Annotated in this window: 18 protein-coding genes and 1 tRNA gene; 11 read left to right on the forward strand and 8 right to left on the reverse strand. The window is 69.7% G+C overall.

What is annotated here, in order from left to right; all coding sequences use genetic code 11:
• Positions 1-6: 6 nt before the first annotated feature.
• The gene (gene topA, locus AB0J71_RS05840; protein ID WP_352318528.1) at positions 7-2691 is read right to left on the reverse strand and encodes a type I DNA topoisomerase; all 2685 of its coding nucleotides are present in this window, start codon (positions 2689-2691) and stop codon (positions 7-9) included.
• 189 nt (positions 2692-2880) lie between these two features.
• Here topA and AB0J71_RS05845 point away from each other — a divergent pair, with 189 nt between their 5' ends.
• Positions 2881-3066, forward strand: coding sequence for a DUF5703 family protein (locus AB0J71_RS05845; protein ID WP_125641854.1), 186 nt, complete (start codon positions 2881-2883; stop codon positions 3064-3066).
• A 122-nt stretch (positions 3067-3188) separates the two neighbouring features.
• Here the strand turns inward: AB0J71_RS05845 and AB0J71_RS05850 are convergent, their stop codons facing one another.
• Together AB0J71_RS05850 and AB0J71_RS05855 are read right to left on the reverse strand one after the other, a co-directional pair.
• The gene (locus AB0J71_RS05850) at positions 3189-5300 is read right to left on the reverse strand and encodes a chaplin family protein (RefSeq protein ID WP_352318526.1); all 2112 of its coding nucleotides are present in this window, start codon (positions 5298-5300) and stop codon (positions 3189-3191) included.
• Between the two features lie 252 nt (positions 5301-5552).
• The gene (locus AB0J71_RS05855; RefSeq protein WP_352318525.1) at positions 5553-6134 is read right to left on the reverse strand and encodes a hypothetical protein; all 582 of its coding nucleotides are present in this window, start codon (positions 6132-6134) and stop codon (positions 5553-5555) included.
• A gap of 319 nt (positions 6135-6453) precedes the next feature.
• Between AB0J71_RS05855 and AB0J71_RS05860 the strand changes: the two genes are divergently transcribed.
• Positions 6454-6539, forward strand: a tRNA-Leu gene (locus AB0J71_RS05860).
• Positions 6540-7078: 539 nt separating this feature from the next.
• Complete coding sequence (locus AB0J71_RS05865; protein ID WP_352318523.1) at positions 7079-7441, forward strand: helix-turn-helix transcriptional regulator; 363 nt, start codon at positions 7079-7081, stop codon at positions 7439-7441.
• Between the two features lie 26 nt (positions 7442-7467).
• Here the strand turns inward: AB0J71_RS05865 and AB0J71_RS05870 are convergent, their stop codons facing one another.
• Together AB0J71_RS05870 and AB0J71_RS05875 are read right to left on the reverse strand one after the other, a co-directional pair.
• On the reverse strand, positions 7468-8058 hold the full coding sequence (locus AB0J71_RS05870; RefSeq protein ID WP_091081201.1) for an ATP-dependent Clp protease proteolytic subunit: 591 nt from the start codon (positions 8056-8058) through the stop codon (positions 7468-7470).
• Positions 8055-8681: an ATP-dependent Clp protease proteolytic subunit gene (locus AB0J71_RS05875; RefSeq protein ID WP_352318521.1), complete on the reverse strand. Its 627-nt coding sequence runs from the start codon at positions 8679-8681 to the stop codon at positions 8055-8057. The genes AB0J71_RS05870 and AB0J71_RS05875 overlap by 4 nt, the downstream gene beginning before the upstream one ends.
• Positions 8682-8833: 152 nt before the next feature.
• Here AB0J71_RS05875 and AB0J71_RS05880 point away from each other — a divergent pair, with 152 nt between their 5' ends.
• The 4 genes from AB0J71_RS05880 to AB0J71_RS05895 all read left to right on the forward strand — a co-directional run bounded on the left by AB0J71_RS05880 (position 8834) and on the right by AB0J71_RS05895 (position 13678).
• On the forward strand, positions 8834-8995 hold the full coding sequence (locus AB0J71_RS05880) for a hypothetical protein (protein WP_352318519.1): 162 nt from the start codon (positions 8834-8836) through the stop codon (positions 8993-8995).
• Between the two features lie 327 nt (positions 8996-9322).
• Positions 9323-9715: a hypothetical protein gene (locus AB0J71_RS05885; RefSeq protein WP_352318517.1), complete on the forward strand. Its 393-nt coding sequence runs from the start codon at positions 9323-9325 to the stop codon at positions 9713-9715.
• A complete protein-coding gene (locus AB0J71_RS05890; protein WP_364412993.1) occupies positions 9705-11357 on the forward strand; it encodes a transporter substrate-binding domain-containing protein in 1653 nt (550 codons plus the stop codon). The genes AB0J71_RS05885 and AB0J71_RS05890 overlap by 11 nt, the downstream gene beginning before the upstream one ends.
• Positions 11358-12232: 875 nt before the next feature.
• A complete protein-coding gene (locus tag AB0J71_RS05895; protein WP_352318513.1) occupies positions 12233-13678 on the forward strand; it encodes an MDR family MFS transporter in 1446 nt (481 codons plus the stop codon).
• Positions 13679-13695: 17 nt separating this feature from the next.
• On the opposite strand, the gene AB0J71_RS05900 is transcribed toward AB0J71_RS05895, so the two are convergent.
• From AB0J71_RS05900 to AB0J71_RS05910, 3 genes are all read right to left on the reverse strand, one after another.
• A complete protein-coding gene (locus AB0J71_RS05900; RefSeq protein WP_352318511.1) occupies positions 13696-14349 on the reverse strand; it encodes a response regulator transcription factor in 654 nt (217 codons plus the stop codon).
• The gene (locus tag AB0J71_RS05905) at positions 14334-15665 is read right to left on the reverse strand and encodes a histidine kinase (protein ID WP_352318509.1); all 1332 of its coding nucleotides are present in this window, start codon (positions 15663-15665) and stop codon (positions 14334-14336) included. The genes AB0J71_RS05900 and AB0J71_RS05905 overlap by 16 nt, the downstream gene beginning before the upstream one ends.
• A gap of 81 nt (positions 15666-15746) precedes the next feature.
• Positions 15747-16625: a LysR substrate-binding domain-containing protein gene (locus AB0J71_RS05910; RefSeq protein ID WP_364412996.1), complete on the reverse strand. Its 879-nt coding sequence runs from the start codon at positions 16623-16625 to the stop codon at positions 15747-15749.
• 111 nt (positions 16626-16736) lie between these two features.
• Here AB0J71_RS05910 and AB0J71_RS05915 point away from each other — a divergent pair, with 111 nt between their 5' ends.
• The 4 genes from AB0J71_RS05915 to AB0J71_RS05930 all read left to right on the forward strand — a co-directional run bounded on the left by AB0J71_RS05915 (position 16737) and on the right by AB0J71_RS05930 (position 20405).
• A complete protein-coding gene (locus tag AB0J71_RS05915; RefSeq protein WP_364412999.1) occupies positions 16737-17615 on the forward strand; it encodes an NAD(P)H-binding protein in 879 nt (292 codons plus the stop codon).
• Between the two features lie 80 nt (positions 17616-17695).
• Positions 17696-18355, forward strand: a complete 660-nt coding sequence (locus AB0J71_RS05920; RefSeq protein WP_352318503.1) for a helix-turn-helix domain-containing protein — start codon at positions 17696-17698, stop codon at positions 18353-18355.
• Between the two features lie 9 nt (positions 18356-18364).
• Positions 18365-19567 (forward strand): cytochrome P450, encoded by a 1203-nt coding sequence (locus AB0J71_RS05925; protein ID WP_352318501.1) that lies wholly within the window; start codon positions 18365-18367, stop codon positions 19565-19567.
• A 151-nt stretch (positions 19568-19718) separates the two neighbouring features.
• On the forward strand, positions 19719-20405 hold the full coding sequence (locus tag AB0J71_RS05930; protein WP_364413001.1) for a hypothetical protein: 687 nt from the start codon (positions 19719-19721) through the stop codon (positions 20403-20405).
• The last annotated feature ends 49 nt before the right edge of the window (positions 20406-20454 follow it).

Consider the following 20454-nt stretch of genomic DNA (forward strand, 5'->3'; position numbering starts at 1 on the left):
TGCTACTTACGACTTGGCCGCCGGCTTCTTCGCGGTCGTCTTCTTCGCCGGGGCCTTCCGCGTGGTCTTCTTCGGCGCGGGCGCCCGCTCGCGGCGCTCGGCCAGCAGCTCGGCGGCCCGATCGATGGTGATGTCCTCGACCGTGTCGCCCTTGCGCAGCGACGCGTTCGTCTCGCCGTCGGTCACGTAGGGGCCGAAACGCCCCTCCTTGACCACGACCGGCTTCTTCGACACCGGATCGTCGCCCAGCTCCCGCAGCGGCGCCGCCGCCGCGGCCCGCCGGCCGCGCTGCTTGGGCTGCGCGAACAGCTCCTTGGCCTGCTCGATCGTGACCGTCAGCAGGTCCTCTTCCGAGGTGAGCGAGCGGGAGTCGGTGCCCTTCTTGATGTACGGCCCGAATTTCCCGTTGTGCGCCACGACCTCCTCGCCGTCGAGCTCGCCCACCACCCGGGGGATGGCCAGCAGCTTGAGCGCGTCGTCGAGGGTGATCGTGTCCAGCGACATCGTCTTGAACAGGGAGCTGGTGCGCGGCTTGGGGGCGTCTGCCTTCTTCGTCCGCTTCTTCGGCGTCTCGTCCTCGGCCGGCTCGGGCAGGATCTCCGTCACGTACGGGCCGTAACGGCCGTCCTTGGCCACGATCGTGTGCCCGGTCACGGGGTCCTTGCCCAGCTCGCGGTCGCCGGTCGGGCGCGAGAACAGCTCCTCGGCCTTCTCCGCCGTCAGCTCGTCGGGCGTGGTGTCCTCGGGCACGTTGACCCGCGCGCCGTCTCTGTCCAGGTACGGCCCGTAACGCCCGACCCGCAGGACGATGTCCGTCCCCCTGATCGGGAACGAGCTGATCTCCTTGGCGTCGATGTCACCGAGGTCGGTGACCATCTCCTTCAGGCCCTCGTCGCCGTCGCCCGCGCCGTAGTAGAAACGCTGCAGCTCGGGCACCCGCTCGGCGCGGTCGTTGGCGATGTCGTCGAGCACCTTCTCCATCTCGGCCGTGAAGTCGTAGTCGACCAGGTTGCCGAAATGCTGCTCAAGCAGGTTGACCACGGCGAAGGCCAGGAAGGACGGCACCAGCGCGGTGCCCTTCTTGAACACGTAGCCGCGGTCGAGGATCGTGCCGATGATCGACGCGTACGTCGAGGGCCGCCCGATCTCGCGGTCCTCCAGCTCCTTGACCAGCGAGGCCTCGGTGTAGCGGGCGGGCGGCTTGGTGGAGTGGGCGGCCACGTCGAGCCGCGACACGGTCAGCGCGTCGCCCTCGGCGAGGTTGGGCAGCCGCTTCTCGGAGTCGTCGCGGTCGGTCGAGGGATCGTCGGCCCCCTCCACGTACGCCTTGAGGAACCCGTAGAAGGTGATCGTCCGGCCCGAGGCGCTGAACTCGACGTCTTCGCCGGAAGCCGAACGGCCGCCGACCTTGACGCTGATCGACTCGCCGACCGCGTCCTTCATCTGCGAGGAGACGGTGCGCTGCCAGATCAGCTCGTACAGGCGGAACATGTCGCCGGACAGCCCGGTCTCGCCCGGCGTGCGGAACTCCTCGCCGGAGGGCCGGATCGCCTCGTGGGCCTCCTGCGCGCTCTTGACCTTGCTGGTGTAGACGCGCGGCTTGTCGGGCACGTACGCGGCGCCGTAGAGCTTGATGGCCTGCGAGCGGGCGGCGGCGATCGCGGTCTCCGACAGCGTGATGCTGTCGGTACGCATGTAGGTGATGAAGCCCTGCTCGTACAGCCGCTGGGCGACCTGCATCGTGTACTTGGCGGAGAAGCCCAGCTTCCGGCTGGCCTCCTGCTGCAATGTGGTCGTCCGGAACGGCGCGTACGGCTTGCGCGTGTACGGCTTGCGCTCGACGGACCTGACCGCGAACGACGTGCCCTGGAGCCGGCCGGCCAGCTCACCGGCGGCGGCCTCTGACAGGTGCAGCACGTCGGCCGTCTTGAGCTGCCCGGTGCTGGCGAAGTCGCGCCCCTGGGCCACCCTCTTGCCGTCGACCGAGGTCAGTGTCGCGGTGAAGTCACGCGGCCGCTCCTCGGGCTTGCCGGAGTCGAACAGCGCCTGCAGGTCCCAGTAGTGGGCGGAGGTGAACGCCATGCGCTCCCGCTCGCGCTCGACCACCAGCCGCGTCGCCACCGACTGCACCCGGCCCGCCGACAGCCGCGGCTTGACCTTCTTCCACAGGACCGGGCTGACCTCGTAACCGTAGAGCCGGTCGAGGATGCGGCGGGTCTCCTGGGCGTCGACCAGGCGGAGGTTGAGATCGCGCGGGTTCGCGACGGCGTCGCGGATGGCCTGCGGCGTGATCTCGTGGAACACCATGCGGTGGACGGGCACGGTCGGCTTGAGCACCTCGCGCAGGTGCCAGGCGATCGCCTCGCCCTCCCGGTCCTCGTCAGTGGCCAGGTAGAGTTCGTCAGCACCCTTCAACAGCTGACGCAGCTTGCTGACCTGCGCCTTCTTGTCGGGGTTGACGACGTACAGCGGCTCGAACTCGTGCTCGACGTTCACGCCAAGGCGTGCCCACGACTCCTTCTTGAAGGCCTCGGGGATGTCGTCGGCCCGCTCCGGCAGGTCACGGATGTGGCCGATGCTGGACTCGACCGTGTAGCCGGCGCCGAGGTATTTCTCGATCGTCTTCGCCTTGGCGGGCGACTCGACGATCACCAGGCGTGTTCCGCCGGAGCTGCCGTTCTTGGCTGGCACGCTGCTTCCTACCTCACTGTTCGCTTGCAATCCCCCTGCCGGGAGTCGGCATAGATCTGAAAGGTAACCCGACTCGCGGAAATTTCCTTCCCCCGGGCTACCCACTAGCTTCCGGGTCCACCCACAAGCACGCAGAATAAGCCCCATCGAGCGGCATGGCGCCCTGACTCACCCTGGAGACTAATCGTTGTGCTCGACTACTCCTACATGGATATCTTCATCCCGCGCGACCTCACTCGCGAAGCCGCACGTCAACTGCTGACCGAACACGCAGAGTACGGCCAGTGGGAGCTCGCCCGGGTGCGGGTGCACCCCGACGGGAGCCGGCACGTACGGCTGCGACGCAAGGTCATCCGTGTCCGCAGCACGCTCTGAGCCTGGACATGGCTTTGCCCGCTCCGGGCCGCGCCCCCGGAACGGGCAAAGCATCTATCGCCTACCGCTCCCAGGCGGTGGAGCGGTAGCGGTATCTGTGGTTACCGACCTATGCCGTATATCTACTTACGGCCGAACCGGAACCGGCGGGCGGTCGCGAACAGCGTGGCCGATGCGGCGAACATCGAGCCGAGCAGCAGCGCGAGCAGCGAGCTGGAGTTCATCCCGGTGAGACCGGCGGGCTGGGCGGCGCTCATCAGGCCCAGGTTGCCGACCGGCAGGCCGCCGGTGGCGGAGGTGACGGCGCCGCCGACCGGGGTGGAGGAGAGCAGGTCGGTGGCCGGGGAGAGCGGCGACGAGGGCCGGGCCGGCGCCCTGCGCACGTGGTCGGTCCTGTCGGCCATGTGACGCTTGCCGGGCCGGACGGGCACCCGCTTCTCCCACGACTTGGCCGGCATGTCGACCTCGCCGGGCCTGGCCTGCGCCGGACCCTGCACCGGAGCCTGCGCCTGGCCGGGCAGGCCGGGCAGCTCGGGCAGGGCGGGCAGACCCAGGGTCTTGGACGCGTCGTCCACGAGCGGCAGCGAGGACAGACCGCCGCCGACCGGCAGGCCCGAGCCCCCCAGCTGCTGCGTCACATTGCCGGGGAGCGGCAGGCCTGAGCTCTGGAGCTGCTGCGTCACGTTGCCGGGAACCGGCAGGCCGCCCGCCTTCGACAGGCCGCCGACGTCCGGCAGCCCGGGCACGCCGCCGGTGCCGTTGACACCGTTGAGCGCCGGGACGGCGGGCACCGCGGGCAGCAGCCCGCTCTTGGCCGCGGCCTGGTGGCCGGTGGACCGCAGGAACTGGCCGTATCCGCCCGGGTTGCCCGGCTTGCCGACGTGCGCGCCGCCCAGGCAGCCCGCCGCGGCGTCGCCCAGCACGGCCACGGCGTTGCCGCAGACGTTGACCGGAGCCGTGATCGGCGCGATCACCTGGTTGCCGCTCAGCACGCCCGAACGCCCGGAGGTCGTGTTGCCGCCGCCGCCCACACCGTTGTGCGGCCAGACGGCCGCGCCGCCCTTGCAGTGGGCGTTGGAGGCGCCGAGCACCGCGGCGGCGTTGCCGCAGACGTTGAGCGGCGCGGTGATCGGAGCCACGACCTGGTTGCCCGCCCCGACGCCCGACTGCCCGGAGGTGTGGTTGCCGCCGGCGCCCCGGCCGCCGTTCTTGACCGACACGACGCCCCGGCACCCGGCGAACGCCTTGCCGAACGCGGCCACCGCGTTGCCGCACACGTTGAGCGGAGCGGTGATCGGCGCGATCACCTGGTTGCCGCTCAGCACGCCCGAACGCCCGGAGGTGGTGTTGCCGCCCGCCCCGGAACCGGCGCGGGTGTTCAGCACCGTCGCGCCGCCCCGGCAGTTGGCCACCGCGTTGCCGACGGCGTTGCCGCAGGCCGTGATGGGCAGGTTGACGGGGGCGATCACCTGGTTGCCGCTGCCGGCGCCGTAACGCCCGTCGGTGTCGTTGCCCGTGGAGCCCGGCGCCGCCATGTGGTGCAGCCAGCCGCCGCCGCCCGAGTTGGTGACGCTGGCGCCGCCCTGGCAGCCCGCGAACGCCCGCCCGAACACCGCCACCGCGTTCCCGCAGATGTTGATCGGCCCGTTGACCGGCGCGATCACCTGGTTGCCGCCCAGCGCCGACGACCGCCCGGACGTCCGGTTGCCGCCCGCGTTGCCGACGCCGCTGTTGTGCACGGAGGCGCCGCCCTTGCAGCCCGCGGTGGCGTCGCCGAAGATGGCCAGCGCGTTGCCGCAGGCGTTGATCGGAGCCGTGATCGGCGCCGTGAGCTGGTTCCCGCCGATGAGGCTGGAGTCGCCCGAGGTCTGGTTGCCCCCGGCGCCGCCCTTGCCCCTGTTGCGGACGGTCGCGCCGCCCCGGCAGCCCGCGTCCGACTTGCCGAACAGGGAGACCGCGTTGCCGCAGGCGTTCAGCGGCGCGGTGATCGGCGCGTTGACCTGGTTGCCGCCCAGCACGCTGGAGTTTCCTGAGGTGCGGTTGGGGATGTCGCTCGGGCCGGCGTTCTCGACCGAGGCGCCGCCCTGGGACCCGGCGGACGACTGGCCGGCCGCGCCGACGGCGTTGCCGCTGATGTCGATGGGCAGGTTGATCGGCAGGTTGACCTGGTTGCCGCCGCCGACGGAGGAGTTGCCCGAGGTGTCGGCGAAGGCCGCGCCACTGCCGAACGACATGACCGCGACCGCCAAAAGGGCCGCGGGAGTAGATGCTCTAGCCCACGTACGCATGGTGAATGCTCCTAGTGGTTCTTGGGGGGATACCTGAAACGGTTCGCGGGCAGCCGAGGCCGTGCGAGGTCGCACACAACGGTGACCTCGGATTCGCGAACAGGTTGACTGACGTCTCACCCGCCGGCGGAGGGGATCTGACCACGCTCCGCCGTCGCTCTCCGGACGGGACGTCCGGGGCGTGTCGAGATGGCGGGATCAGTCAGGTGAGAAGGAAGGGTCGTCCGCCGCTGTGCGGACGACGGGGGGCAGCACTCGCGCCATGACGGCGGACTGGTACTGCAGCCGCGGGTCGACACCGGACCTCGCGACATCCCCCATACCGGGCCCGAACGGGCCACTGCCACCACCGTTGGGCACCAGTCCATCGGTGTCCAAGATCTTTCCGGCGGAGGATGGTGGTGGCAGACCAGGATCCTGCTGGCTGTTGAGACCGTCCACGGTGCGGCCCGCCATCGCCTCGGCGTTGTCCGACGCCGAGAGGTAGCCGGGGACCGAAAGGGGAGCGGGGGCCGCGTCGGCGGCTCCTGTGGTGGCCGCGGTGGCGTCCGCGGCCGCCGGAGCGGCGGACATGGCTCCGAACACGACGGCGAGCAGCCATCCGGCCGCCACGAGGGCGCCCATCGCGACTGCTCGCACGACAACCCTGCGGGCACCGGCCGCGAACCGCGCCATCCGGTCGGCCCGCTCGGCGGTCGTGTCCTGCTCCGGGAGCGTCGTGGGCACGCGGCGCGCAGCGAGGGACGACGCCCTCGACTGCCCGACCTTCGTGCGTGCCACGTGACCTCCCAGCTTCGGAACCGGCCTCACGTCGTGAGGCCGGTCCGTGGACTCACCCCTCAACGATCCGTAACCGTAGCAGCACTCAAAGTTGCCGCAAGGGCTTTTCAGCAGAGACCCCGAAAAAGGCCAAGGACACGCGGGTCCGCTTCACGGAAGGCACCCGGGAGGGTCATCAGGACGGTCCGGCGGGTCCGCCGGCGGGCCGCCGGAGAGGCGGTGTCTCTCCCCTGTGCCGATACTTGGTATGACTCACCCCCCAGAGTTTGCTAACCTTACGGAGCCGACGCGAGATGACGGTCCCGCGTGCAGGCACCAAGTCCGGGTGGCGGAATAGGCAGACGCGCTAGCTTGAGGTGCTAGTGCCCAGTGATGGGCATGGGGGTTCAAGTCCCCCCTCGGACACCGGTCATATAAAAGCGCCAGGTCTCTGACCTGGCGCTTTTGCTTTGTCTTGGCGCTGAGGGTTCAAGTCGGGGAACTTATAGCCCCAGGCCAGGCGTATGGGGGTTCATCTCCCCCTCCGACATGCACGGTAAGCCCATGGCCCTCAGTACGCCGTCGGTGAAGAGCTGGCGGCGGGCTGAGCACCTCGGGTCCTGAAGCGCCGAGGTGCTGGGCCTGGGGGTCGGTACGGCGAGTGCGGGAGGGGCGGTCGGCACCGGCGACGGACATGGCGTTCAGGATGCCCGCGCCTCACACGAGTGGCCGGCCTGGCGTTGGAAGGACCGCAACCCAGCTTCCGGACCCCGCCTCACCTTGCAGAGCGCGGTGTGCGCCCTGGTCACGTGGCCGGGTGACCGGTGTCACCGAGTGGTCGCCGCCGCAGCGCCCACTCGTGAGCGGGCGGAGGCGCCCTAAGGGCCGGCGGAGGGGCCAGTCACTGGTTCTGCTCTACGCGAAGCCGCCAGGACTCGAACGTGAGGTCTCCCTATGGTGTAGGCATGGCCTCCTCCATCCCGCCGCTGCGTCCGGCGATCGATCGGACCGCCCCCGAGTTCTCTCCGATTCGCGAGCGGCTGTGGAGGCAGGTGCTCGGTGAGTGTCTGCGAGGCATTCGTCACGAGCGAGGCGAGAAGTTGAGCGAGACGGCGAGTCGCGCCGGAGTCTCACCGCAATACCTCTCCGAGATAGAACGAGGGCTCAAAGAGCCGTCGAGCGAGATGATCGCTGCGGTCGCCGGAGCGCTGGATGTGACCCTGGTCGATCTGACCCTTGCCGTGGCCGAGAGCCTGCGCCCCGCTCAGCACAGCGTGTCAAGAGGCGCCACCTGCTCGGCGGCGACGACGTACGCACTGGCCGCATAGCGCGGCTTGCCGGGGTGTCCACGGGGTTAGGAGTGCTCCTCGATGATCTGGTCGAGGAGCCCGTACTCCAAGGCCGCGGTCGCGGTGAACACGCGATCGTGATCGGTGTCGGCGCGTAGGGTCTCGATCGTCTGGCCGGTGTGGCGTGACAGGATGCGCTCAATGTCCGCCCGGACACGTACGACCTCGTCAGCCTGCAAGATGAGATCGGGGATCGTTCCGCGTCCTTGAGCGGCCGGTTGGTGCAAGATCACCCGTGCGTGTGGGAGAGCGGCACGTTTTCCCTCGGCGCCTGCGGCGAGAAGGACAGCGCCCACGGCGACGGCCTGTCCGACGCAGGTGGTCGAGACCCGCGGGCGGATATGACGCATCGTGTCGTAGATCGCGAGCATCGCGCTCGGGTCGCCGCCTTCGCAGTTGATATAGAACTGGATCTCAGCATCCGGGTTGTCCGACTCCAGAAAGATCAGCTGCGCGATGAGCGCGTTCGCAACGCCCGCGTCAATGGCGGTGCCCAGATAAACGATGCGCTCGGTGAGCAGGTGCGAGTAGACATCCATGATCCGCTCGCCGCGAGGATTCTGGGCGATTACGTTCGGGATCGTATATGAGGTCACTTGCCGACTCCTTCGGTGATGCCGAATCCAGGCCGCGGGCGATGGTGGGGCGCGATTTCGCCGAAGTTCTGCACGATCGCATCGATGAAGCCGTAGTCGAGTGCTTCTTGCGCTGTATACCAACGATCGTGCAGGGAATCCTCGAATATGCGCCCGACGGGTTGTCCCGTGTCCTCGGCAATGAGGCCGAGCACCGTGTCGCGCGTATGCCGAAGGTCGTTGGCCTGCAGTTCGATGTCAACCGCGGTGCCGCCGATTCCCGCCGAGCCCTGGTGCATCAGGACGCGTGAGTGCGGCAGGGCGCGGCGCTTCCCGCGGGCTCCCGAGGACAGCAGGAATTGCCCGGCGCTGTAGGCGATGCCCAACACGAGGGTCGATACGTCGCAGGGAATGAGTCGAATGACGTCGCGAATCGCCAGCATCGAGGGAACCGAGCCGCCCGGGGAGTGGATCCACAATGCGATGTCGGTCGCCGCGTCCTGCGTGGCGAGTGTCATCAATTGCGTGGCCAGCAGCGTCCCGTTGTCATCGTCGAGAGGGCCGTCGAGAACGAGAACACGCTGCTCATAAAGCTCGCGTCTTACCTGCGCGTTCAACAGCGGGAGTTTTGATTCTTCGCTCATGCGTCCATCATGTGCAGCGATTCGGACCAGGGGTGACGCGATCTGCCTGGGGCAGATCTGCTGTGAGCTGATCGATCTCCTGAGCTGGGACGACTTGGCGGCCAACGGGTTGGGGAAGGTGGCGCCCTGAACTGACGACCGCCGTTGGTCACGTGTGCGCCTTCGCCGCCCTGCTCACCGCTGGCCACGACGGCGACCTCGACACTCACACCGGCCGGCTGGACGAGTGGATCACCGCCACGCAGGCCGATACCACCGTTCCTGCCCTGCGGTCCTTCGCCGAAGGGCTGCTCATCGACCACGACGCTCCGTAGCCGCCGGGCTCGCCATGCTCTACAGCAATGGACCCACCGGGGCGTCGTCAACAAGACGAAATGATCAAACGACAGATGTACGGGCGCGTCGGCTTCGCCCTCCTCCGAAAGCGAATACTCCTCGCGTGACTGTCCGTCACCTCCGGACTCTTGGATGAGCCGTTTACTGGACACACCAGCAGAGATGTCGTGGCCGCTGTCAATCTGGTCTGGCGCAGATCACTTGAGGCTGCGGGCCGTTCGATCAGCGACATGACAAGGCTCAGGCACATCCAGGCCGTTAGCATGATCTATACCAAGTAGCCGTAATTCAAAGGACGTGGCCTCGTGTCTGAGCTGTCCGATGCAGTGGACCTGCAAGTAGTCGTCGAGGGTGCGGAGGCCGCGCTCCACGCTGTGGAGTTGTTCAACTGGCTTGGTTCGGAGGATGAACTGCGAGGGCGGGTACGGCCTCAACGGCGAGCGCCAGAGCCAGGAGAGATGGGCGCGTCGGTGGAGTTGCTGACGGTGGCGGTGGGCTCCGGTGGCGCGGTGGCGGTGTTGATCCAATCGGTGTGCACCTGGCTCACCTCCCGCCGTACCGACGTCAAGGTCATCGTCACTGCTGCCGACGGGCGGCGTATCGAGGTGGATATCCGTCGTGCTGCGGACCCGGCGGCGGTGCTGCGGGAGGTGGCGGAACAGTTCCCGGCGGCTGTCGAGCGGCAGAGTGAGTCGTAAGCCGCTCCTGGACGGCGGGGGCAGCCGGGCGGTACTCATCGGGGCAGGTACCTTCCACGACCCGGAGTTGCCTGACATTCCGGCTGTGCGCAGGAATCTGGAAGACCTGCGCGAAGTGCTGACGCATCCCGTACATGGTCTCCTGACAGCCGATCATTGTCAGATATTGGCCGATCCCGCAGACCAGGCCGCTGTCGGCGTGGCCCTGACCGCCGCTGTCCGTGAGGCGGAGGATCTGCTGCTGGTCTACTACTGTGGACACGGAGTCCTCGACGACACCGGCGTACTGCACTTCGCTCTGACCGGCACGGATGCCGAACACGTCGGCTTCTCTGCCATCCACGTAGACCTTGTCAAACGCATGGTCGGCAGCGCTCGCGCCAAAGCTCGCGTGCTCCTACTGGACTGCTGCTTCTCCGGCCAAGCCGTCACAGTCATGAGCAACCGGAGGAGCCTCGCCCTGGGGCAGCTTGATCTGACGGGCACCTACACCTTGACGTCCACGCCTGCGACCGCTCTCTCTCACGCCCCACTTGGTGCCCGGAACACCGCCTTCACCGGAGCGTTGCTGAACGCACTACGCATGCCCGGCCCGCTCACCCTGGATCAGATCCACCGTCACATCGACCAAGAACTGGTTGGCCGAGGCCTCCCCCGCCCGCAACGCCGCTCCGTCGGCACCGCCGGAAATCTCACCGTGACACGGGGGCCGATCAAACCCCCGCCCCCGCCTGCTGTCGCCGAACTGTCTTCTCGACAAGGACTTCGTCCGGCCACTTCCCGCTCCCACAAGAAGGCGCCGAGCGCTACGGCGAAGACTGGCCGTGCCCTGCTCGCGATGTTGCCGCTCGTTCTGCTCCCGGGCAGCACCTACGCGCCCGAGGCGCCGGACTCATTCCTCGATGCCACGCGCGTAGTGGCCGGAGTCTGGAAAGACGATGGAAATCGCAATAACGCAGCAGATTCGAGCTACAACGAAGATGTGATCAGGGGATTGCTTGCTCTCGCTGGCTTCAAGAGAGATATCACCTTCAAGAAGGTGGCGCGAGAAGACGCGATAAGAACACTTGTGAGTAACGGTGTTCACATCGCGGGCACGCTGGGCATAACCGCATCCAGAGAAAGCCAAGTCGACTTTGTCGGCCCGCTCGCGTCCGCGCGACTGGGCGTACTGGTTCGCCACCAAGAAAGAGGTGTCGAAAAAACTTCCGACCTTTCCGGGCGGCGTGTATGCACGGTTGCCGGTTCAACGACACTCGAATATTTGAAGAACGAAATGGGGGTAATGATCACCGCGCAACGGAGCCTTGGCGACTGCCTAACCAGGCTGTATCAACATGCCGTGGACGCGATCGTCGGAGACCGCTTGACACTCGCCGGCATAGACCTAGCAGAGCAACAAGGCACTAAATTTGTCAATGGGATCAGGTTCGGCCCTCGCGAATCCATCGGATTCGCGATACCCAAGGGTGATCATGATACTTGCGAACGCCTCCGAATCGCCCTGCAAAAATACGTCGGCAGCAAGGATTGGCGGGAACACTTCAGTGAACGCCTGCCTTTGAAGCAGGATTTTCTCGAAGCGCAACCCACTCTGGAACAGATCAACGAAGTGTCCTGCCGAGCAAGCGCAGCAGACTGAGTGGCCTGCAACGACGTGAGTTCTTCACGCGCGATCAACAAGGCATTTCTGAGATCTCCCATGCTGCTACGGCGGTGTCCGCCGCGTTCGATGACATGAGTACGTGCGCCGGGCTGGTTCCGGTGATGCGAGTTGCCGAGCGGTGCGGGCTCGCCCGTCTGATGGCGGACAAGGTGGAGTCGAGCGGGACGATGAACAGTGGGGGTGCCCAGCGGACGTCAATGTCACCAGCATCGTGGTCGGAATGCTCGCGGGAGCAGACAGCATCGACGGCCTGGACGTCGAACGCCCCTCAGAATCACCCGTCCCCACAGCCGCCCAGGAATCCGTGATCCACAGGTATTGACCATGGCTCCGCGGTCCTCGGTCTCGTACGAATTCGACTGCACAAGCTCTGCGTGTGCCCACTCGACCTTCGCTCGACAGACCGATTGGCATGCACAGACAGCAAGCAGAATCACGTCATGCGGATGCGATGTACGAGGCTGAGGACAGCGGAAGCGGCAGGCCATGTGCGTCCGGTGGCGCTCAGTCCTCGGACACACACCGCACACATGTGGAGGCACCGGTTAACCGGGCCTCCACATTCTGCTTTCTGGGGCAGTACACGAATTCCCCACATCCTTGGGACCCCGGACTCTCTTCTCCATGACGGTGATGCGCTGCGCCACCGTAAGCGGCGTTCAGCTTCCCCTCCCCGCCAACGGTTCCGGCGTCTGACCAGCGCGGCGACGCGGTGGGGGCGGTTGGCGGGGGTGCGGCGATGAGTTTCGTCGGTGGGGGTGGTCAGTATGGGGGTGACGAGGACTACTGGCGAGACCCAAGACCGCCCGGCCGGCCGTGACAAGGTCAGGCCCGAGACCGATAGAGGTACCGTGTCCAGCCCACAGCTCGAATCATCCGCCAAGGGCGTGTCCGCCGGTTCGGGCCGTACGCCCGCCGTGATCCGGTTGCTGGTGCTGGCGACGTTCGTGGTCGTGCTCAACGAGACGATCATGATCAACGCGATCCCCCGGCTGATGGACGCCATGCACATCACCGAGCAGACCGCCCAGTGGCTCTCCACGGCCTTCATGCTGACCATGGCCGGGGTCATCCCGATCACCGGCTGGTTCCTGCAGCGGGTCACCACCCGCACGGCGTACACCACCGCCATGGGGTTGTTCCTGCTGGGAACGGCGCTGGCCGCGGTGGCGCCGGTGTTCGGGGTGCTGCTGGGGGCCCGGATCATCCAGGCGTCCGGCACGGCCGTGATGATGCCGCTGCTGATGACCACGCTGATGCAGGTCGTGCCGGAGAAGGACCGCGGGCGGGTGATGGGCAACGTGACGCTGGCGATCTCCGTCGCCCCGGCCATGGGCCCGGCGATCTCCGGGGTGATCCTGCACTTCGGGTCGTGGCGGCTGCTGTTCGCGGTGGTGCTGCCGATCGCCGGGCTGATCACGTGGAGCGGCCTGAGGCAGCTCAGGAACACCGGCGAGCCCGAGGTCAGCACCATCGACTGGTTCAGCGTGGTGACGGCGGCGGCCGGTTTCGGCGGGCTGGTCTACGGGCTCAGCCGGTTCGAGGGCGGGGACGTGCGCGTCGCCGCCGCGATCACGGCGGCCGGGCTGGCCGCCATCGCCGTCTTCGTGGTGCGCCAGCTCGTGCTGCAGAGGCGCGGCGCGCCGCTGATGGACCTGCGCACGTTGCGCCACCGCACGTACACGGTGGCGCTGGTCCTGATGTCGGTGGCCTTCATGGCGATGCTCGGGTCGATGATCCTGCTGCCTCTCTACCTGCAGAACGTCCGGGCGCTCAGCGCGCTGGAGACCGGGCTCCTGGTGATGCCGGGCGGCCTGGCGATGGGCCTGCTCGGGCCAGCCGTCGGCCGCGTGTTCGACAACCACGGCGGCCGGGTGCTGGTCATCCCCGGCGCGATCGGGATCATGCTCGCGCTGGCCGGGTTCACCCAGGTCACGATGACGATGCCGTACTGGCAGCTGCTCGGCCTGCACGCGCTGCTCATGGTGAGCCTGGCCGCGACCTTCACCCCGGTCTTCACGCTCGGCCTGGGGGCGGTCCCGCCGCACCTGTACTCGCACGGCAGCTCGATCCTGAGCACGCTCCAGCAGGTCGCCGCGGCGATCGGCACCGCGATGGTGATCACCGTGATGAGCGCGCGGGCCGACAGCCTGCGGGCCGAGGGCCTCACGCAGGCGCTGGCGACGCTCGGCGGCATGCGGCTGGCGTTCGTGGTGGGCGCGGTCCTGTCGGTGGCGGTGGTGGTGACCGCGCTGCTGCTGCCGTCCCGGGCGGAGCGCGCCGTCGAGCAGCACTAGCAGCGCGCCGTCGAGCGCTAGGGGGCGGTGGCGCCCAGGTAGGTGAGGACGGCGCGCACCCGGCGGTTGGTGTCGTCGTCGGCGGCGAGGCCGAGTTTGGCGAAGATCGTGGTCGTGTACTTGCTGATGGCGCCCTCGCTGAGGAACAGCCGGGCCGCGATCGCCGCGTTCGACAGGCCCTCGGCCATCAGTTCGAGCACCGAGCGTTCGCGTTCGGTGAGGGTGGCGAGGGGGTCGGCGTGGGCGGGGCGGCCGAGCAGCTTCGCGACCACCGTCGGGTCGAGCGCCGTGCCGCCGTCGGCGACCCGGGCAAGCGCGTCCATGAACTGGCCGGCGTCGAGTACGCGGTCCTTGAGCTGGTAGCCGACGCCGCCCTGGCCGTCGGCCAGCAGTTCGCGGGCGTAGAGCTGCTCCACGTGCTGGGAGAGGATCAGCACGGGCAGGCCCGGCACCTCGCGGCGGGCGGCGAGCGCGGCCTGGAGCCCCTCGTCGGAGAAGGTCGGCGGCAGCCGCACGTCCACGATCGCCACGTCGGGACGGTGGCCGACCAGCGCTTCGAGCGCCGCGGGCCCGGAGTCGACGGCCGCGACGACGGTGTGCCCGTACGCCTGGACGAGCCGGACGAGCCCGTCGCGGAGCAGGAAGAGATCCTCGGCTATGACAAGTCGCACGGCACCGCCACTGAGACGCGGGTGGGACCCCCGAGGGGGCTGTCGATGTCCAGACGGCCGCCGAAGGCAGCCATCCGGCGTCTGACGCCGTCCAGCCCGGAGCCGGCGGACGCGCTCGCCCCGCCGGCGCCGTCGTCGGTGACGGTCGCGGTGAGGGTCCGCGCCTGCGGCTCGTAGCCGAGCTCGACGGTCGCCCGGGTGGCGCGGGCGTGTTTGGCCACGTTCGCCAGCAGTTCGGCGACGGCGAAGTAGACCGCGGACTCGACCGGACGCTCGGGCCGCGCGGGCACGGAGCTGCGTACGTCCACCTCGACGGGCGCGTCTAGCGCCAGGGCCCGGACGGCGTCGACCAGGCCGCGCTCGGTGAGCACCGGCGGGTTGATGCCGCGGACCAGCGAGCGCAGCTCGGCCAGCGCCGCGATCGACGAGGCGCGGGCGTCGGCCAGGATGGCGCGGGCGGCGGCGGGGTCGCTCTCCAGGAGGTGTTCGGCGGCCTGCATCGACATGCCCATGCCGACCAGCCGCGCCTGGGCCCCGTCGTGCAGGCCGCGCTCGATGCGTTCGAGCTCGGCGGCCTGGGTCTGGGTCAGGTCGGCGCGCACGGACTCCAGCTCCGCCACCCGCCGGCCGAGCCGCGAGTCCGGGATCGGGCCCAGGAAACGGCCGGCCAGGGGGCCGAGGACGCGCCAGGCGAACGGCGCGGCGGCCAGCCCGGCCACGATCAGGGCGAGGCCGAGGCCGCGGAGGTCAGGGACGAGCGTCAGGTAGCCGCCGCCGGCCAGGCCGATCAGCGGCAGGGCCGCGACCGGCAGCACGGTCAGCCCGGCGAGCAGGCACCACAGCCCGTCCCAGTGCAGCTGGGGGTCGTGGAAGCGGGCGTTCATCCGGGCGCGGCGGCGGGCCTCCCGTTCGGACTTGTGGTACTCCTCGCCGTCCCACCAGTGGCCGGTGGCCATGCGGGTGACCGGCGAGGGGGTGCGGTAGGCGACCTCGATGCGCAGGCCGAGCCAGCGCGCGGCGAGCCGGCGGGCGGCCTGGCTGAAGGCGCGGCTGGTCAGCGGGTGCACGACCCACAGGGCCACGGCGATCCACAGGATCACCAGCAGCGTCTCGCCCAGCAGCGCCAGGGCCACGACGAACGGGGGCGCGGTCAGGTTCGCCGACCAGGAGTAGGCCAGCTCGGCGCCGAAGTGGCCGACGACGACGCCGACGATCGGCATCAGGCAGGTCAGCAGGACCAGGACGGCCGAGCGGCAGAGTCCGAGCACAATCTCGGCGCCCCAGCGCAGGGGCCCGCCCCTCCCGGGCGACCTCACCTGCCAGCGTCCTTCGGCACGGCGCCAATTGTGCCAGGCTGCCCCTTTTGGCGAGGGCCGGGGCCCTCCCCCGGCATCCCGCTACGCCCCCGTACGAAGGGGGCCTGCGACGGCGACCGCGGCGCGGACGAACGCGGCCACGGCCGGCGAGCGGGACCCCTGCGGCCACCCCACGGCCAGCTCGGACGGCGGCAGGTCGGCGACCTCTCGGTAGGCGATGCCCGGCCGGGGGTGCCGCCGTGCCACCGAGACGGGGACGAACCAGACGGCGCTCCCCAGTTCCACCAGGTTGCAGACCTGGGCCAGGTCCAGGCCGGTGCGACGCGGCGGGTGGCCGGGGAGGGGTTCGGCGCCGTCCCGCTCGGCGGGGGTGCCGTCGGGCAGCGGCCGGCCGGCCAGGTCGGCCATGGCCAGCACGGGCCGGGCGGCCAGCGGGTCGGCGGCCGGCAGCGCGACCAGGCGGGGCTCGCTCAGCAGCGGCTCGGTGTCGAGGTCGCGGTCGTCGAAGGGGGTGGTCAGCAGCGCGACGTCGGCCCGGCCGTCGCGCAGGGCGGGGGCCTGCTCGTTGCGCCCGCCCAGCAGCAGCTCGACCGGGAGCGCGCCGTCCTCGTGGCGGTAGGCCGCGAGGATCCTGGGCAGCAGCCCGGCGTCGTAGTCGGCCTTGAGCGCCACCCGGAGCCCCGGCTCGGGACGGGCCGCGTGCCGGACCCGGCGGGCCGCCGCGGCGACCGCGTCGAGTGCGGTCCTGGCGTCGCGCAGGAAGACCTCGCCCGGCGGGGTGAGCGTGACCTGCCGCGTGGTGCGCTCCAGCAGGCGCACGCCCAGCCGGCGTTCCAGCTCGCGGATCGCCCGCGACAGCGAGGGCTGCGCCATGCCCAGCCGCTCGGCGGCCCGCCCGAAGTGCAGCTCCTCGGCCACGGCCACGAAGTAGCGGAGCTCGCGGACCTCCAGGTCATTCATATCCGCAGGGTATCAATGGCGATCGGATCGGTCCTTCAGGTTCGCCGCCGCGATCGGTTGACTGGCCGTGGCCCCCCAGCACGACATCCCCGATTCTCCTTGGAGTTCTCCTTGATCGTCATCACCACGCCCACCGGCCGGATCGGCCGGCAGGTTCTCGACCTCGTCCTGGCCGCGGAGGAGCCGGTCCGCGTCGTCGTGCGGGACCCGGCCCGGCTGCCGGCGGCCGTGCGGGAGCGGGTGGAGGTCGTGCCGGGTTCGCACGGCGACGCCCGCGTCGTCGAGGAGGCGTTCGCGGGCGCCGACGCCGTGTTCTGGGTCGTTCCGCCGAACCCGCGGGCCGCCGGCCTCGACGCCGCCTACCTGGACTTCAGCCGGCCGGCGTGCGAGGCGTTCGTGCGCCACGGGGTCGGCCGGGTGGTGGGGGTCTCGGCCCTGGGCCGCGGCCTGCCGCTGAACGCCGGTCTCGTGACGGCCTCGCTGGCCATGGACGACCTGATCGCCGCCACGGGCGTGCACTACCGGGCCCTGACGCTGCCCTCGTTCATGGACAACCTGCTCGACCAGGCGGCGGTGATCAGGGACCAGGGCGTGTTCTTCTCGCCGATCCACGGTGACCTGAAGGCCCCCGCCTGCGCCACCCGTGACATCGCGGCGGTGGCCGCCGGGCTGCTGCTCGACCGCGACTGGACCGGGCGGGCCGACGTCCCGGTGCTCGGCCCGGAGGACCTGTCGGGCGAGGACATGGCGCGGATCATGTCCGAGGTGCTGGGACGGCCGGTCGGGCTGCGGCACGTGCCGATCGCGGCGTTCCGGTCCGTGATCGCCGAGCAGGGCTGGTCGGAGGCGATGGCCCAGGGGATGGCCGACATGATGGAGGCCAAGAACCAGGGGCTGGACAACGCCGAGCCGCGTACCGCGCAGGCCACCACGCCCACCGGCTTCCGTCAGTGGTGCGAGGACGAGCTGCGGCCGGCCGTCCTGGGCTGAGCGATCCCTTGTGCGGAGCCCCGGCGCGGCGTACCGTGACTGATGACCAGATTTCATATCTAGTCACGAGGTGGGGGCGCATGGTGGAAAGGGCCGACCGGATCCTCGACGCCGCCGGCGAGCTGCTCCTGCGTCACGGCTACCGCAGGGTCACCGTCGACGACATCGCGGCCCGCGCCGGGGTGGGCAAGGGCACCATCTACCTGCACTGGCGGACCAAGAACGAGCTGTTCGAGGCGCTGCTGCTGCGGGAGTCCATCGAGGTCGTGGAGGAGTTCGCGGCGCTGCTGCGGCGCGATCCCGCCCAGGTGCTGCCGCATCGGTTCTCGCGGGCGGCCTTCGTCTCCATGAGCCGCCGGCCGCTGCTGCGGGCGTTGTTCACCACCGACATCGAACTGCTGGGCAAACTGGCCAAGCACCCGCTGCGCAGCCACGACCTCCTCGCGGCCGAGCGCTTCCAGCGGGTGGCCGACCGGTACGGCCTGCTCAGACCCGACATGCCACACCCCCGGTACACGCTGAGCGCCGCGTCCACGGGCTTCTACCTGCTCGACGGCATCGACACCGTCGGGACGGAGCTGAGCGTCGAGGAGCAGGCGGACGCGCTCGCCTTCACCGTGCGCCACGCCTTCGAGCCCGCCGTGCAGCCGTCCGCCGAGGTTCTGGCGGCGGCGGCGGCGGAGTACGTCGCAATTCTCGAGGAACTGATCCCGCCCTACCGAAAGTGGATCTACGACTAAGGAGAGGCGATGTCCGACATCGTCGAACGGTACAACATCTCCAAGCAGCACTTCTGGCTGCACGGGCCGCGATCGGGCCCGTCCGTCGAGTACGACGCCGCCGCCGGGATGTACAACGTCTACGGCTACCAGGAAGTGCACGACGTGCTCGCCGACCCCGGCACGTTCTCCTCCGACACCATGCGGCTGGTGCCCAAGGGGGTGCTGCCGGAGGGCGAGGACTTCTCGCTGGCGGGGTTCATCACCCAGATCGACCCGCCGGAGCACGGCAAGCTGCGCAAGCTGGTCAGCAGCGCGTTCACCCGCAAGGTCGTCGCGGACCTCGAACCGCGGATCGCCGAGCTCACCCACGAGCTGCTCGACGCGGCCGACGGACGCGACCGCCTGGAGCTGGTGGGCGACCTGGCCTACCCGCTCCCCGTCATCGTCATCGCCGAGCTGCTGGGGGTGCCGAGCAGCGACCGGGCCCTGTTCAGGCAGTGGGCCGACGGGCTGTTCCAGCGCGACGCCAAGGTCTCGCTCGCCGAGCCGGTGGAGGACCAGAGCGCGAACGTGGCGAAGACCCTCAAACCATGGCGGGAGATGACGCAGTACCTCGCCGGGCACGCCGCGGAGCGCCGCACGCGGCCCCGCGCCGACCTGCTCACCAAGCTGGTCGAGGCCGAGGTGGACGGCGAGCGCCTGCCCGAAGAGCAGGTCGTCAACTTCGCGATACTGCTGCTGCTGGCCGGGCACATCACCACGACGATGCTGCTCGGCAACACGGTCGTGTGCCTGGACGCCTTCCCCGGGCAGCAGGACAAGGTGCGGGCCGACCGCTCCACCGTGCCGGCCGTGATCGAGGAGTCGTTGCGGCTGTTCACCCCGTTCGCCGGGCTGGCCCGGTCGACCACCCGCGAGGTCGAGCTGGGGGGGACGACGATCCCGGCCGACAAGATGGTCATGCTCTGGCTCGGCGCGGCCAACCGGGACCCCAGGCAGTTCCCCGACCCCGACGTCTTCGACGCCGGCCGCGACCCCAACCCGCATCTCGCCTTCGGCCGGGGCATCCACTTCTGCCTGGGCGCCCCCCTGGCCCGGCTGGAAGGGCGGGTGGCGCTGAACATCCTGCTCGACCGGGTCGGCGTCCTGCGCACCGATCCCGGCGACCCGGTGGTCTTCATGCCCACGCCGACCATGACGGGGGTGAACCGGCTTCCGCTCGTGCGGTGACCCGCCGCCGCGCTCGGGCCGGTTCCCGCCCTCGTCAAGCGCGGGTCCAGGACGCGGCAAACTGCCGCGCGTCGCCGTGGGCGTCCCGTCCCGTGGGGGCCAAGGTGGCTTGTTCACCTTCGTCGCACCACAAGAGGGGACGATCCTGGCTATGAGCGGCAAGCAGCGGAAGCTGGAGCTGAGCGTGCCGCAGATCGTGGGAAGCGCCCTGGCCGCGGTCACCGCCGCGGTCGCGGCCTCCTACCTCGGGACGGCGGGGACGGTGATCGGCGCCGCGATGATGAGCGTGGCCAGCACCGTCATCGCCGACGTCTACACGCATTACCTCAAGCGCACGGGCGACAGGGTGAAGCGGCGCACGGCCGTCGCCCTGCGCGGGCGCAGGCCGCGCTGGGCCAGGGTGGGCGGGGCCGCGGCCCTGGTGTTCACCGTCAGCATGGGCAGCATCGTGATCTACGAGATCATCGCGGACCGCACGGTGGCCGACCAGGTCGCCGGACGGGCCCCGGGCGAGGCCGGCAGGGCCCCCGGCCGCAAGGACCGCCGGGACGGGCGGGCGGCCGGCGAGCCGCGGCACGAACGTCGGGCGACCCGGCCGCCGAGCCCGACGCCGTCCCCCGGTCCGTCCACCGGCCCGGCCGCGACGCCCACGCCGTCCGCGACGGTCACGGTCACGCCGACGCCCACGCCGGGCGGGACGGGCTCGGCCGGCCCCTCCCCCACGGCCACGCCGGACGCCACCCCCTCGGACCCCGCCCCCACCGCCCTGCCCTCGCCGAGCGAGAGGGACCCGGGCGAGCCGGCCGACCCGAACTTCGGCGACCTGCTCTTCCGCTGACCCGCCTGTCAGGCGCACGTCCGGCGGGCGGTGCGTCGAGAAGTGGATC

This window comes from Nonomuraea sp. NPDC049637, from assembly GCF_040675235.1.
GTDB lineage: Bacteria > Actinomycetota > Actinomycetes > Streptosporangiales > Streptosporangiaceae > Nonomuraea.